Origin of the sequence: Sulfitobacter sp. AS92, from assembly GCF_038900015.1 — a bacterium.
Taxonomy (GTDB): domain Bacteria; phylum Pseudomonadota; class Alphaproteobacteria; order Rhodobacterales; family Rhodobacteraceae; genus Sulfitobacter.
Map to the genome: position 1 here is coordinate 135,731 of NZ_JBBMQL010000001.1, position 13,888 is coordinate 149,618.

Below are 13,888 nucleotides of genomic sequence, written 5' to 3' on the forward strand. Positions count from 1 at the left end.
GTCGACAAAGCGCTGCTTTCCCATGCCGGGCAAGCGCGGTATAGACGACCTCATGACAAATTTCCTCTATCAGAACGACCTGCCGGATGACCTCGACCTTGGGCCGATGGTTGCCATTGATTGTGAGACGATGGGGCTGCATCCGCACCGCGATCGGCTGTGCGTTGTGCAGCTGTCGGGCGGCGACGGTCATGCGCATCTCGTGCAGATCGCCAAGGGCCAGACCGAGGCGCCGAACCTCTGCGCGCTGTTGGAAAATCCACATGTGCTGAAGCTGTTTCACTATGGCCGGTTTGACATCGCGGCGATGCTCAACGCCTTTGGGGCTACCGCAGCGCCGGTCTATTGCACCAAGATCGCCAGCCGTTTGATTCGCACCTATACGGATCGGCACGGGCTGGCGAAGCTCTGTCAGGAACTGCTGAGCGTGGATATCTCCAAACAGCAACAATCCAGCGACTGGGGGGCCAAAGAGCTGACCCAAGCGCAGATCGATTATGCCGCGTCAGATGTGCTTTACCTGCACCGTCTGCGCGATGAACTTAACAAACGCCTGATACGCGAAGGCCGGATGGACATGGCGCAGGCCTGTTTCGATTTTCTGCCGATGCGCGCCCGGCTTGATCTGGAGGGATGGCCGGACACGGACATCTTCGCACACGCATGAACACACCTTTCCTTGATACTGCCCGCCGCGTGATCCGCTGCGAATCTGACGCGCTGATCCAGCTTGCCGACAGCCTTGATGACCGTTTCCGTGCTGCCGTCGACCTGATGCGCGCGTGCAAAGGCCGCATCATCGTCACCGGCATCGGTAAATCGGGCCATATCGGCAACAAGATCGCGGCGACGCTGGCCTCCACCGGGACGCCTGCGCAATTTGTGCACCCAGCCGAGGCAAGCCACGGCGACTTGGGTATGATCACCGCAGCTGACGTGGTGCTGGCGATCTCCAACTCCGGCGAAGCGCCGGAATTGGCCAACCTCATCGCCTATTCGCGCCGCTATGCGATTCCGCTGATTGGTATCACCAGCCGCCCAGACAGCAGCTTGGGCCGCCACAGCGATGTGGTGCTGGAACTGCCCCGCATTGCCGAAGCTTGCGGCACAGGCGTTGTGCCCACCACCTCAACCACGCTTACACTGGCGATGGGCGATGCGGTGGCCGTGGCGCTGATGGAGAACCGCGCTTTCACCGCTGAGCATTTCCGCGACTTCCACCCTGGTGGCAAACTGGGCGCGCGGCTGAGCCGTGTGGCAGACTTAATGCATGTGGGCGATGCGCTGCCATTGGTCTCTGCCGATGCGCCAATGGCCGACGCGCTGAGCGAGATCAGCCGCAAGGGTTTTGGCGTGGTCTGCGTGGTGAATGACGCGGGCGCGCTTGAAGGTATCATCACCATGGGCGACCTCGCGCGTCACTTGGATGGGCTGATGACCATGACCGCGCGTGAGGTCATGACCCCCGCACCCGTCACCATCAGCCCCGACGAACTGGCCGAGAAAGCCGTGGGCGTGATGAACAACCGCAAGATCACCTGCCTGATCGTCACAGACCCGGCGCAGGACGAAGGCAAATCGCCCGTGGGGCTGCTGCATATCCACGACTGTCTGCGCGTCGGGCTGGGGTAACGCGGGATGAAGGGCGACCGCCACTCACGTGTTGTCTCTTGGCTGAAAGTACTCTTTCCGCTGATTGCGCTGGCACTGCTGTCGACCCTGTTCCTGTTGTCGCGCGCGATAGAACCGCAGGCGGTGATCCCTTTTGCGGATAAAGAAGTGCAAGAGCGCCTGCGCGACCAGCAGATCACCGGGCCCTTCTATTCTGGCACGACGGCGGACGGCGATCTGATCTCATTCTCCGCTGAAAAGTTGACAACCCCCGGCGGCGAGACCGGCACCAATGAGGCCGAAGATATCGAGGCCACCCTAGACCTACAGGATGGTGCGAAAATCATACTGCAATCCAGCAGCGGCAGGTTCGATACCGGCGCAGAAGAAGCAGAGTTAGCGGGCGATGTGCGCGTCAGCACCTCAACCGGCTACCAGATTCTATCTGAGCGGATGACAACAAACCTAACCACACTAGATCTTCTTTCACCCGGCCCGGTCGAAGCTACCAGTCCGGCAGGCAAGATCACCGCCGGAAGCATGGCAATCACCAATCGGCAGAACAGCGCCGGCTCGCAATTGCTTTTCACAAAAGGTGTGAAACTGATATACACGCCGCAAGCAACGAAAGAGTAACTGCCTTGAAACACTTGTTTATTTTGATGCTGCCGCTGCTTTTCGCGCTGCAGGCCGCCCCTGCCACTGCACAATCGGCCAATGTGGCCTTCGGCGCGCTAGAGCAAGATACCAGCCTGCCTGTCGAAGTGACCGCCGATAATCTGTCGGTCGATAATGCTTCTGGAACGGCTGTTTTCACCGGTAACGTGTTGATCTCCCAGGGTGAAATGACGCTCTCTGCGGGCAAGGTGCAAGTGATCTACCGCGCTGAGGATCAAGGCATTGCCAAGCTTGAGGCGACGGGCGGCGTGGTGCTGGTCGCTGGCGAAGACGCCGCTGAATCGCAACGCGCCGACTATGATATCGACGCAGGCACCTTGGTGATGAGCGGCGATGTCCTGATGACCCAAGGCCCAAGTGCGCTGAGCGCGCAGGAAATGACGGTGAACCTGAACGACGGCACGGCGCAGATGTCGGGCGGCGTGAAGACCATTTTGCAGCCCGGCAGCGGCAACTGATGCCCCCCGAACTCAAGGTTGCCGGGGGCGACTCTGGCCTGCGCATTCAGCATTTGCGCAAATCTTATCGCAAGAAAGCGGTGATCCGCGACTTTTCGATGGAGCTTGACCGCGGCGAGGTTGTTGCCCTTTTAGGACCAAACGGCTCGGGCAAGACAACGACTTTTTACGCGGTAGCCGGGCTGGTCACGCCCGAGGGGGGACGTGTGACCGTGGATGGCAAGGATGTCACCACCCTGCCGATGTACCGCCGCGCGCAGCTTGGCATTGGCTATCTGCCGCAGGAAATGAGCATCTTTCGCGGGCTGTCGGTACAAGACAACATCAGCGCGATCCTCGATATCCGGGTCAAACACCGCCACCAGCGGCGCGAGCGGCTTGAAGAACTGCTGACCGAGTTTTCCATCGAACACCTGCGCCGCGCGCCTGCGCTGGCGCTGTCAGGGGGGGAGCGTCGCCGCGTGGAAATCGCCCGCTGTCTGGCCGCCAATCCCAGCTATCTGCTGCTTGACGAACCCTTTGCCGGGGTCGATCCGATTTCCGTTGGGGACATCCGGCAATTGGTCGCCGACCTCAAGAAGCGTGGCATCGGCGTACTGATCACTGACCACAATGTCCGCGAAACACTAGAGATCGTCGACCGCGCCTATATCCTGCATGAGGGCAAAGTTCTGATGTCCGGAACGCCCGAGGAAGTTGTGCAAAACGAGAATGTGCGCCGCGTCTATCTGGGCGATAATTTCCGTATTTCCTAGGACTTAGCGTGTTTTATTGGCTTGGCCAGTCTTTGGCATAGCATTGCTTAGCCGTTGTTGAAAATCGCTCTGATTGTAGTCATTAAACGGCGCCGAGCGCATCGGCGCCATTGACTTTCAAACCGAAACGCGGCCTCATTGATATATGGTGAAATCGCGTTCCTGTTTGATCCTGCAGTGCCCTTCCCGCGAAGGAACGGTCAAAATCATTCTGGTCGCGGCACCATTCCTCCATATCTGATCATTACCCCGCTCCACGCTCGTGGACCGTTTGGCGATGTTCGGAACAAGAAAGACAAGGAGACGATATGCGGTATCAGATCAGTGGCAAACAGATCGACATTGGCGATGCGCTTCGGACACATGTCCGGACGGAACTGGACGAGGCGGTAGGCAAATATGCCGAACGCCCGACCGATGCCCTGGTGGTGTTTTCCAAAACGGGTCACGAATTTGCCTGTGAGGCAACTGTACATCTTTCTACCGGTCTCACCGCTTCGGCCAAAGCCAAGGCGACGGAAATCTATGCTGCTTTCGACAGTTGCTGCGCAAAGATGGAAAAACAGCTGCGCCGTTACAAGCGCCGCCTGAAGGACCATCACAAAGATCGTGCCGAACCGGTTGAACTTTTGGGGGCGTCCTCCTATATCCTCGCGTCAGACAGCGATTCAGACGCGCAGGAACCTGATACCCTCCAACCCATGATCATTGCCGAGATGCAGATGAAGGTGCCAACTTTGTCTGTCGGTGAAGCGGTCATGCAGATGGAATTGTCGGGCGACCCGGTGCTGCTGTTTCGCAAGGAAGGCCAGGAAGGGATGAATGTCGTGTACCGTCGCGAGGACGGGAACATCGGCTGGATCGACCCTTCGTAACCCACGGCGGTAATATCCGCCACAGAGCAGGGCGAGCGGTATGGATTTCGGCAAACTCCTCAAGCCAGAGGCCGTAAAGGTTTTGACTTCGGCTTCTAGCAAGAAGCGGCTGATGCAGGATATCGGCGAGCTTGCCCAGCATGCCTATGGGCTGCCGGCCGGCCAAGTGGTGGATGCGCTGATGACGCGCGAAACCCTTGGCCCGACCGGTGTGGGCCACGGCGTCGCCCTGCCCCACGCACGCATGAATGGCATCGACCGTGTGGTCGGTGCTTTCGTGCTGCTGGACAAACCAATCGATTTTTCGTCGGTCGACCGCCAACCGGTCGATGTGGCCTTTGCCCTCTTCGCCCCCGAAGACGCAGGGGTCGAGCACCTTAAAGCGCTGGCGCTGGTTGCCCGCACATTGCGAGACACCAGCATCTGCACCAAGCTGCGGTCGAACCCAGACCCGGCCACGCTTTATACCATTCTGACTGAGGATAAGGCCGACAAGGCCGCCTAACTTCGGCTCACACCGCTGCGGGCTCGGCCTCTTGCGGGGTGGGCACGCCGCGTGTCGCTTTTTTCTCTCCCAACATCAACATTGCTGGTGTCACCACCAGTGTCAGCACGGTTGCGACCACCAGACCGCCCGCAATGGCCGAACTCAACTCTGTCCACCATTGCGTCGATGGCGCGCCATAAACGATCTCACGGGTGAAGAAGTTGATGTTGAGCCCGATCACCATGGGCATCAGGCCAAGCGCAGTCGTGACCGACGTCAGCACCACAGGCCGCAGACGTTGTGCCCCGGTGCGCAACGCGGCTTCTAGCGGTGAAAGCCCGGCTTTCTTAAGATCGTTATAGGTGTCGATCAGAACGATATTGTTGTTCACCACGATCCCCGCCAGCGCGATCACCCCAATGCCGCCCATGACCACGCCAAAGGGTCGCCCGGTGACGAGCAGACCAAAAAGTACGCCCGCAATGGAAAAGACAATAGCCGACATGACGACAAAGGCTTGGTAGAACGTGTTGAACTGGATCACGAGGATCACGAACATCAGGAAGATCGCGGTGATAAACGCCCCTGCGAGGAATATCATCGATTCCTGCTGGTCTTCCGCTTCGCCCGCAAAGGAGGCTTCGACCCCCGGGGGCAGGTCCATCGCGTCAATCGCGCTGCGCAGAGCAACTGTTTGATCGTTCACCAAGACGCCCGGCGCCACATTGGCCTCAACCGTGACCACGCGTTCTTGATCCACCCGCGTGATCGTGCCGGTGCGGGGGCTCGGCTCGAACGTCACGAAGTTCGAGATCGGCACCAGCCCTGCAGAGGTCGGCACGCGCAGCGATTGAAGCTCCTCCAACGTGCGTTCATCAGACGGAAAGCGAACGTTAATGTCGATGGAACCTTCGGCATCGTCGGGGCGGTAATCCGCCACGGTAATGCCCCGCGTAAGCAGTTGCACCGCTTGGCCCAATGTGGAGATATCGGCCCCGAACCGTGCTGCTTCGGAACGGTTAACTGCGATGCGCCACTCCACCCCCGGCAGGGGGCGCGAATCCGTCACATCGGTGAAACCGCCGATATCCGACATCTTCTCACGGATTTGGTTAACAACCTGCTGCTGCACTTCGCTGTCATGTGCCTTGATCCGCAGATTGACGGGCTTCCCGCCAGTGGGTCCGTTTGAGGCCGTCTGAACCTGCACATCGATGCCCGGAATGGCCGCCATCTCGGTGCGGATATCCTCGCCGATCATCGCGGCGGTCCGGCGTTCGTCCCATTCGGTAAATTCCACCTGAACGGTGCCAATCAAATCGGCGCTGTCACGGTTGCCGCCGCCGGTGCGCGCATAGACACTGGCGATTTCATCATACTCGAACAACCGCTGCTCAACCTGCCGTACCAGTTCGTCTTGTTCGTAGATTGAGAAGTTGTCCCGCGCGCGGACCTGTACCTGCGCGAAATCAGGCTCTACTTCGGGGAAAAAGGTGATGCCGTTGCCGAACTGCGCATAGGCGGTAAAGCCCCCCATCAGCATAGAAATCGCCAGTATCAATGTCATCCAAGGCCGCAGAATGGCGAATTCCAGCAGTTTGACATAGCCGCCGGTAAAGCCCTTCAAATCACGCGGATCACCCTGTTCAGCGGCATAAAGCGTGGCCTTATCCTTGGCCGATTGCGGCGGGCGTTTGCCAATAATCCCGCCAACCACGGGGATAAAAACCAACGCCATGAAAAGCGAGGCCGTCAGGGTCAAAATAACCGTAATCGGCAGAAATTTCATGAACTCCCCCACCGTGCCGGTCCAGAACAGCAGCGGGAAAAACACGCTCAACGTCGTCGCTGTTGAGGCGATGATCGGCCATGACATACGCTTAGCCGCATGGGCATAGGCCGCACGGGGGGAATGCCCCTCCTGCAGGCGGCGGTCGGCCAGTTCGGTGGTTACGATGGCGCCGTCCACCAGCATGCCCACCACGAGGATCAGCGAGAAGAGAACCACGAGGTTCATCGTATAGCCCATGACCCAAAGCGCCGTGACCCCGGCAAGAAACGCCCCCGGAATCGCCAGCCCTACCAGCAAGGCCGACCGGACGCCCAAGGCCCAGACGATCACGATCATCACAAGGATCACGGCCGCGATCACGTTGGCCTCAAGATCGCTGAGCATGCTTTGCACCTGCTCGGATTCGTCTTGGGTGTATTTGACGGTGATGCTGTCAGGCCATTCCGTCCGCATTTCATCAATTAGCTCACGCACGGCGGCGACCGTTTCGATGATGTTCGCGCCAGAGCGTTTTTTGATCTCCAACGCCAGTGCCGGTTGCCCATCAATGCGCGCAAAGCCGGTGGGATCTTTGAAGGTGCGGCGGATCGCGGCGACATCAGCGAAGGTCACCACAGTATCGCCGCGCACTTTGATCGGCAGAGACATCACGTCTTCGACGTCTTCAATCAGGCCCGGCACCTTGAGCACCAGCCGCCCCGCGCCGCTTTCAATCGCGCCCGCTGCAATCAGGCGGTTGTTGCGGTTGATCTGACTGATCAGCTCTTCGAAAGAAATGTTGTAGGTCTCAAACACAGTTGGATCGATTAAGATTTCCAAAAGCTCTGTGCGCTCTCCACCAACGTCGACTTCGAGCACGCCGGACAGCCCTTCAATCGCGTCCTTCAACTCCTCGGAAATACGGTTAAGCGTGCGTTCTGGCACCGGCCCGGACAGGATCGCAGTCAGGATCGGGAAAAGCGCCGTGTTGATCTCGGTCACAACCGGGTCGGTGGCGTCCTCAGGCAGGTCAGACTTCGCCCGGTCTACCCCTTCACGCACCTTGTCGAGGGCTTCATCAGAATCGAACCCCGGCTCAAACTCCAGCTGCACAGAGGCATGGCCTTCCGCCCCGTTTGAGGTGATCTGCTTTAGCCCGGTGATCGCGCTGAGCTCTGTCTCTAGCGGCTCGACCAACAGCCGTTCACTGTCTTCGGGTGAGATACCTTCGAGCGTGGTGGAGACATAGAGCGTTGGAATAGGGATCTCGGGCGAGCTTTCCTTGGGGATACCAACATAGGCATAGGCCCCGACGAGCAGGATCATCACCAGACTTAGGATTACCACACGGCTGCGGCTAAAGGCGGCGTCGATCAGGGCGTTCATTCCACGCGCTCCGGCTGGGCGGCTTCGGCACTGCCGGTGATCTGGCCCGCACCAGCGGAGGTGTCTTCCAATTCATCAGTCTCTGGCACGCCCGTCATAGGTTGCTCTTTGGGGGTGTCTTCAGTGCTGGTCTCGGCCTGCGGATTGACAGTTTCGCCGTCGTTCACAAAACCCTGCCCAATGGTGATGATCTCAGCTTGATCCGGCAGGCCTGCGATCCAGATGCCATCCGTTTGAGCGCGAACAATCGCGATCTTATTGAAAACGACTTTGCTTTCGCCATTCACCGTCTTCACACCCAAAGTGCCATTGGTGTCCAAAGACAGGATCGCCGGAGAGACGAAATGCGCGCGGGTCTCGCCCGTGGGGATGCGCACGCGGGCGGATATACCGGCAGGGATCACACCATCGGTGTTCTCGACCCTAATCTCGGCGGTAAAGGTCCGGGTTTCGGCGCTGGCGCTGCTTGATACGAATTGCACTTCGCCCTGTGCTTCGGCCCCGGTGATAAATGTCACTTCGGCTTCCTGCCCTTCCTTGATGTCTTTCAGCGCTTGCTGGGGCACCTGCACTTGGATGGTCAGCGGCGTGTTATCCACCAACCGGGCGATGTCTTCGCCGGTGGAGACGAATTCGCCGGCAGAGATATCCAACATCTCAAGGCGCCCCGGGAAAGGTGCACGGATTTCGGTATTGTTCAGCGCCTCTTCGGCGGTCGTGACAGACGCCTGCGCCGAGGCCAGCGTTGCACGCGCTTGGCTGACGCGGTCAACGGTCGAGACACCACGCTCCAATAGTGCTTCGGCATTGTCATATTCGCGTTGCGCGCGGTTTAGCTCTTCACGCGCGCGGGCCAGGTCAGAGTCGCGCGACGTCGTGCTCAGCCTGGCAATCAAATCGCCCGCCTCCAGAACAGCGCCTTTGGCGACCAGCACTTCGGCGATCTCGCCCCCGGATTCTGCACGCACCATCGTATCGCGGTCTGGCAGCGCTTGGCCTTCGGCCACGAAAACTTGGGTCACATTGTCCGCCTGAGAACGACGCACCGCCACTGTGACCGCCTTAGGCGAGATTGGCGCGGGTGCAGCTGCTTCGGTTTCTTCGGATGGGATGATATAGCCACTGCCCATCCAAAGGCCGATCAGCACCGCAATGCCCCCCGCGATGAACTTCGACCGTTTCGAGCCGGCATCGCTATCAAAGGAGAGCGTCTTGCGCTCTTGGGATGTGTCACTCATTGATAGAACTCCATCGCTGCAACCTTGCGTCTTCTGGTCGCGCGTCAAATCTTGGGCTTGCTTACCCGGGTGGCGACATCGTCAAGCGCTTCACTGATCGTGTCGTAGAACGCCGCAAAAGAATCGAGCCTTGCGCGCACCCCTTCGGCATCTTCGGGGAGCTTGCTCATGGTGTCATTAATCTCGGCCTTGGCGTGGCGCGTGCCAGCAAGCGCGTATTTTGTCATCGCGGCATAGGCGTCATCGGCAAGTTGGAAGTAATCTTGCCGGTCACCCGTCTTGTTTACCCGCCGGATCAGGCCGCGCTCTTCGAGCAGGCGGATAGAAGTGCTGATCGTAGCACGGCTGACGGACAGTCGGCGCGACAGCGCGCCAAAGGCAATCGGCTCGCCTTCGAAAACGAGCATGGCAAAAATCTGACCCGACATACGGGGCAGCCCTTCGCCCATCGCGATCACGCCCATCCGCGTAATAAAATCATCACGGACTTGGTCTATTTGTTCAGTGGTATTCATCTGTTCCCCGTCAATGACAGCCTGCATTGACGGTAAATAGACAGCCTTCGGCACAAATCAAGTCTATTCAGAATTATCTGAACAGTCTGAACGATACGTGCCGTTAGGTCATTTTCGGGTGGAAGCGCTCACTTCAAGCCGTTCTGCGCAATAAAGCGGGCAAGGTTCAGCACCAGCTGGCCGCGTGCGGTGGCGATGGCATTGATCCCCCCTTCGCCGTTGAATGGCACGCTTAGGTCAAACAGCCCAGAACGCTCCCGACCGTCATCCGGGACAGCCACGAAATACTGACCTGACGCGCGGAACTGACCTGTCTCGGTCGCCACGAACTCTGCAAAGCGTACTTCGAGACGGGCATCGGGGAAGGCTTCGAACGGCCAAGGCTCAGACGCAACGCGGCGCCCGGTCATGCGTGCTAGGTTCTGGCTTAACTCAAGCGCCACGGCGCGCTCGGGCGCATCGGCCCATAACACGTCCGACGAACTGATAAGGCTACCATCCGCCATCTGCAGCGAGATTTCTTCGGCTGCGGCGTAGGTCGGCAATGACACATCGCGGACTTCAACCGAGGCGAACGCGATCGAGGTTTTCTCCGTTATCGCCGGGGCGCGCACGGTAAAACGCTCGGTCGTGCCACCACATGCGGCCAAAGCGACCAGCAGACCGAGGGTGATTAGGGGTTTTGCAATGTTCATGCTTTACCGTCCCAGCAATAGAGAATTGGGGTTACGTTCAATGGTCCGCGCCAAAGATGCAAGTGCTTCGGCGGCTTTCTGGATGTCACGCAGGGTACGCTCGGCGCTGCGGCTAAGCTGTTCCCCTTGGTTATAGCCTTCGATGGTGCTGCTGGCCTGTGCGAATAGCGCGGTCAAACGCGCTACCACCTGCGGCAGGTCACGCGCCGAAACCGCGATATTGTCGGCAGCATTGCGTGCCGACTCCAACGTGCGGTTCACGTTATCAATAGCACCGCCTTCACGCAGCTCTTCGAGTGTGGCGTTCACCTCGTCCAGTGCACGTTTCAGCGCGCCCGGCAGGGCGACCGCATCATCGGTGCCGATCACGGCTTCTGCGGATTCAGTAAGATCAGTCAGCGCCACAACCAGTTCTTCGACCTCAAGCGTTTCAGCCTTGGCCGCGACTGCCTGGATGCTTTCCACCAGTTCTGGCACGCCCTCTACCGAGGACGAAACCGAATTCGCCGCTTCCGAGGCGCTTTCCAACGCAGTGGAAAGCCGCTCAACAACGCGCTCTTCTTCGAGTTTAGCAACCAACTGTTCGATCCGCACCAGGGTCCCGTTCAGCGCCACAGGCACATTCTTGACCTCTTCAGAGGAGACAAGCCCCGTCAGTTCGCCCAGCAGGGCGCGCACATCTTGTGGGGTTTCTCGCAGGTCTTCGTCAGAAACAAAGGCCTCTGCAGAATTCAGGAAAGAAATCGCGCTGCTGAGCAGCTCTTCGATGGGCAGGCTGTTGATACGTGTGAAGACGCCCTCGACCGTGGCTGCGGCGTCGGAGACATCGCTTTCGGTGGTCGGCATCAACGCGAGGTTGTTGTCGGTCTCATTCAGAGAGGCCTCGGGTGCGTCTTCGACCATCACCATCTCAACCTTCAACCCACCGGTAAGCAGGCTGGCCGAAGCAAGCCGGGCGCGCAGGCCATCCTCAACACGCTCGGAGAGGAACGCCAGCGCTGCATCAGCCGTCACGTCGCCCTGTAACCCCAGATGTGCGGGCTGGATCGACAGGATCGCGTTCAACCGAACACGGCTGTCGCCAAAGCGTTCGAAATCCACAAGACCAGAGAGCGTTTCTACTTCACCGATCTCAAGCCCGCTCATCTCGACCGGGGCACCGACGATCAAGCCCGAGATATTGTCATCGAATACGACGCTCATTTTAAGCGGATCAACTTCGGACGCGTTAAACACGGAATTGCGCGCGGTTTCTTTGTCGGGATAGATTTCAAATACTGTGCCGTCAGACACCTGCGCGCCACCCGACACGAAGGTATCAAAAGTCACGCCGCCGCCCACAAGGGTTGCCAGCGAGGAAAAGTCGATCTCAGCCCCGGCAGGACCGATATTCACGCTAAAGCCGGAGGCATCCCAAAACCGGGTAGATTCATTGATAAGCTGGCGATGCTCCTCAAAAATCAGCGCTTCGACGATGGCGAAATTGCCACGCGGGGCGATCTTGGCATAGCCAACCCGACCGACTTCGATACCTTTATAAAGTATCGGCACATTGTCCGTTAGCTGACCATTGGCGGTCGAGCGGAATGCGATCTCAAGCCCATTCTGACCGCCGCGGATCAACGGCTCGGTCGAAGACCCTTGGAAACGTTGCGCTGGCGGGCCGACCTGCTGATCCCATGACCCTTCGATGTAGACACCGCTTAGCACAGTGCTCAGCCCCGTGATGCCCTGCGCGGTGACTTCGGGCTGTACGACCCAAAAAACCGCGCCGCTGTCGATGTAGGGGGCCACATCTTTGTCGATGCGGATATGTGCTGTCACTTTTTCAAGGTCAGAGGTAAAGCCGACCTTTTCGACCACCCCGACTGTTACATCGCGAAAGCGCAATTCGGTCTCTCCGGCAGAGATGCCAGCGCCCGCTTCGAATTCGATGACAATCAACGGCCCGCGGTCCGCGTAGGAGCGGTAGGCGACGAAAAGCGCGACGATCAGGGCAAGGATCGGGATAATCCAGATCACCGACGCCCCGCTGAGAAACATCTTACGCGTGGGCGAAATGGGCACGTCGGTTGGCGTTTTAGTCATCGGTTTTCGGGCCCTCGTCCTTGGTCTGAGCGTCCCAGATCATACGGGTATCAAACGCTTGTGCTGCCAACATGGTAAAGATCACAGAGAGGGCAAAAAAGATGCTCGCAACTCCCGGATTAATAGCGGCCAGTGTCTTGAGTTGCACCAGAGACGACAAAATCGCAACCACAAAGATGTCAATCATTGACCAGCGGCCGATATACTCGACCAGCTCATATAGATAATGCCGCTGCCGCTGCGACGTTACAGAACGCCGTTTCACGCTGATCGCCAGAAAGGCCACGGCCATGAATTTTGCGAGCGGAATGACGACAGATGCAAAAAGGATGATAAGCGCGATCCCCCAGTTGCCATACTGCGCCAACTCAACCGCCCCGCCGATGATTGTGCTTTCCTCGACCTGAAACAGCGTTCGGGTTTTGAGCATCGGATAGGTATTCGCGGGGATGTAGCACATCAGCCCGACCGTCCAAAACGCCCAAACCCGCTGAAGGCTCAGACGGTCGCGCGACACCAGCCGGTGCCCGCAACGGCTACAGGTCGGCGTGCCCATTGGCGCGGGCTTGCTACACCGGGTGCAGGCGACGATGCCCAGCTCCCGTGCGCTCAGGATTTCTTGGGATGTTCCAGAGAGTTCCATACGGACCATTTGCATAAAAATCTGTCCTGCGCGATGACAAGCACCACCAACGCCCCGAACATGTAAAAAGCCGGCCCAAAGCCGACATCGGCCAGATCGGCCACCTTGACCAGCGCCACGGCACAGCCAATCGCAAAGATTTCAGCCATCGACCAGGGCCGCAGTTCTTCTGACAAACGAAAGGCCGCGACCGCGTGGCGCGCTGCAGGGCGATCCAATACCACGGGGATCAGCACATAAAGTGTCAGCATTACCCGCAAGAGCGGTATGAAAAAGATCAGCGCCGCGGTGGCCAGCGACAGCAAGATCATCGGCCCACCCGCAAAAGCCAGCGCCGCGTCCAACACCGACACCGAATTGCTGGTGCCTGCCGCATCAATGGTGAGGAAAGGAAAGACCGCCGCGCCGATGATCAACACCATAACCGCCATCGCGACTGCGATGATTTGCAAACCGGCGTTTTGGCGCGGCGTTATCAGCGCCGTATGGCAACGCTCACAGGCCGCACGTTCCCCATGGGCGGGACGCCGCAGCCTGTAGATTGCATCGCATTGCGGACAAACGATCAGCTCGTCCATCGGCAAGTCGGCAAGGGGTGTGTCGGGGTGATCCATTCTGAGTGGATATATGATGCCGACCCCCGCCGTATCAACAAATATTCCGGGCCTTGTGACGTATCTGCACCGGC

14 protein-coding genes are annotated in these 13,888 nt (G+C 58.8%); 7 read left to right on the forward strand and 7 right to left on the reverse strand.

Annotated features, from left to right (window positions below; all coding sequences use genetic code 11):
• The first annotated feature begins 52 nt into the window (after positions 1–52).
• The 7 genes from WNY61_RS00665 (at position 53) to WNY61_RS00695 (ending at position 4,882) form a co-directional block, all read left to right on the forward strand.
• Entirely contained in the window at positions 53–667 is a 615-nt protein-coding gene (locus tag WNY61_RS00665; protein WP_007118516.1) for a ribonuclease D, read from the forward strand.
• On the forward strand, positions 664–1,632 hold the full coding sequence (locus tag WNY61_RS00670; protein ID WP_342849529.1) for a KpsF/GutQ family sugar-phosphate isomerase: 969 nt from the start codon (positions 664–666) through the stop codon (positions 1,630–1,632). The genes WNY61_RS00665 and WNY61_RS00670 overlap by 4 nt, the downstream gene beginning before the upstream one ends.
• Positions 1,633–1,638: 6 nt before the next feature.
• The gene (gene lptC, locus WNY61_RS00675) at positions 1,639–2,247 is read left to right on the forward strand and encodes an LPS export ABC transporter periplasmic protein LptC (RefSeq protein ID WP_342849530.1); all 609 of its coding nucleotides are present in this window, start codon (positions 1,639–1,641) and stop codon (positions 2,245–2,247) included.
• A gap of 26 nt (positions 2,248–2,273) precedes the next feature.
• Positions 2,274–2,747: a lipopolysaccharide transport periplasmic protein LptA gene (lptA, locus tag WNY61_RS00680; RefSeq protein ID WP_342849980.1), complete on the forward strand. Its 474-nt coding sequence runs from the start codon at positions 2,274–2,276 to the stop codon at positions 2,745–2,747.
• A complete protein-coding gene (gene lptB, locus WNY61_RS00685; RefSeq protein ID WP_113075657.1) occupies positions 2,744–3,502 on the forward strand; it encodes an LPS export ABC transporter ATP-binding protein in 759 nt (252 codons plus the stop codon). The genes lptA and lptB overlap by 4 nt, the downstream gene beginning before the upstream one ends.
• A gap of 308 nt (positions 3,503–3,810) precedes the next feature.
• Complete coding sequence (gene raiA / locus WNY61_RS00690) at positions 3,811–4,377, forward strand: ribosome-associated translation inhibitor RaiA (RefSeq protein ID WP_007118511.1); 567 nt, start codon at positions 3,811–3,813, stop codon at positions 4,375–4,377.
• Positions 4,378–4,417: 40 nt separating this feature from the next.
• The gene (locus tag WNY61_RS00695; protein WP_007118510.1) at positions 4,418–4,882 is read left to right on the forward strand and encodes a PTS sugar transporter subunit IIA; all 465 of its coding nucleotides are present in this window, start codon (positions 4,418–4,420) and stop codon (positions 4,880–4,882) included.
• Positions 4,883–4,889: 7 nt separating this feature from the next.
• Here WNY61_RS00695 and WNY61_RS00700 read toward each other — a convergent pair whose 3' ends face one another.
• From WNY61_RS00700 to WNY61_RS00730, 7 genes are all read right to left on the reverse strand, one after another.
• Positions 4,890–8,021, reverse strand: a complete 3,132-nt coding sequence (locus tag WNY61_RS00700) for an efflux RND transporter permease subunit (protein ID WP_342849531.1) — start codon at positions 8,019–8,021, stop codon at positions 4,890–4,892.
• Positions 8,018–9,259, reverse strand: a complete 1,242-nt coding sequence (locus WNY61_RS00705; RefSeq protein ID WP_342849532.1) for an efflux RND transporter periplasmic adaptor subunit — start codon at positions 9,257–9,259, stop codon at positions 8,018–8,020. The genes WNY61_RS00700 and WNY61_RS00705 overlap by 4 nt, the downstream gene beginning before the upstream one ends.
• 44 nt (positions 9,260–9,303) lie before the next feature.
• A complete protein-coding gene (locus WNY61_RS00710) occupies positions 9,304–9,774 on the reverse strand; it encodes a MarR family transcriptional regulator (protein ID WP_342849533.1) in 471 nt (156 codons plus the stop codon).
• Between the two features lie 128 nt (positions 9,775–9,902).
• Positions 9,903–10,469 carry a PqiC family protein gene (locus WNY61_RS00715; protein ID WP_342849534.1) on the reverse strand — a complete coding sequence of 189 codons (567 nt, stop codon included), beginning with the start codon at positions 10,467–10,469 and terminating at the stop codon, positions 9,903–9,905.
• 3 nt (positions 10,470–10,472) lie between these two features.
• Positions 10,473–12,557, reverse strand: coding sequence for an MlaD family protein (locus WNY61_RS00720; protein WP_342849535.1), 2,085 nt, complete (start codon positions 12,555–12,557; stop codon positions 10,473–10,475).
• Complete coding sequence (locus WNY61_RS00725; protein ID WP_342849981.1) at positions 12,550–13,209, reverse strand: paraquat-inducible protein A; 660 nt, start codon at positions 13,207–13,209, stop codon at positions 12,550–12,552. The genes WNY61_RS00720 and WNY61_RS00725 overlap by 8 nt, the downstream gene beginning before the upstream one ends.
• Complete coding sequence (locus WNY61_RS00730; protein WP_342849536.1) at positions 13,167–13,814, reverse strand: paraquat-inducible protein A; 648 nt, start codon at positions 13,812–13,814, stop codon at positions 13,167–13,169. Before WNY61_RS00730 ends, WNY61_RS00725 begins: the two co-directional genes overlap by 43 nt.
• Positions 13,815–13,888: the final 74 nt, after the last annotated feature.

Bases quoted from the DNA above. Each gene is read 5' to 3' on its own strand.
- WNY61_RS00725 (WP_342849981.1), bottom strand. From the start codon at position 13,209: ATGGTCCGTATGGAACTCTCTGGAACATCCCAAGAAATCCTGAGCGCA.
- WNY61_RS00670 (WP_342849529.1), top strand. From the start codon at position 664: ATGAACACACCTTTCCTTGATACTGCCCGCCGCGTGATCCGCTGCGAA.
- WNY61_RS00665 (WP_007118516.1), top strand. From the start codon at position 53: ATGACAAATTTCCTCTATCAGAACGACCTGCCGGATGACCTCGACCTT.
- WNY61_RS00705 (WP_342849532.1), bottom strand. From the start codon at position 9,259: ATGAGTGACACATCCCAAGAGCGCAAGACGCTCTCCTTTGATAGCGAT.
- lptA (WP_342849980.1), top strand. From the start codon at position 2,274: ATGCTGCCGCTGCTTTTCGCGCTGCAGGCCGCCCCTGCCACTGCACAA.
- WNY61_RS00695 (WP_007118510.1), top strand. From the start codon at position 4,418: ATGGATTTCGGCAAACTCCTCAAGCCAGAGGCCGTAAAGGTTTTGACT.
- WNY61_RS00710 (WP_342849533.1), bottom strand. From the start codon at position 9,774: ATGAATACCACTGAACAAATAGACCAAGTCCGTGATGATTTTATTACG.
- WNY61_RS00730 (WP_342849536.1), bottom strand. From the start codon at position 13,814: ATGGATCACCCCGACACACCCCTTGCCGACTTGCCGATGGACGAGCTG.
- WNY61_RS00720 (WP_342849535.1), bottom strand. From the start codon at position 12,557: ATGACTAAAACGCCAACCGACGTGCCCATTTCGCCCACGCGTAAGATG.
- raiA (WP_007118511.1), top strand. From the start codon at position 3,811: ATGCGGTATCAGATCAGTGGCAAACAGATCGACATTGGCGATGCGCTT.
- WNY61_RS00715 (WP_342849534.1), bottom strand. From the start codon at position 10,469: ATGAACATTGCAAAACCCCTAATCACCCTCGGTCTGCTGGTCGCTTTG.
- lptC (WP_342849530.1), top strand. From the start codon at position 1,639: ATGAAGGGCGACCGCCACTCACGTGTTGTCTCTTGGCTGAAAGTACTC.
- WNY61_RS00700 (WP_342849531.1), bottom strand. From the start codon at position 8,021: ATGAACGCCCTGATCGACGCCGCCTTTAGCCGCAGCCGTGTGGTAATC.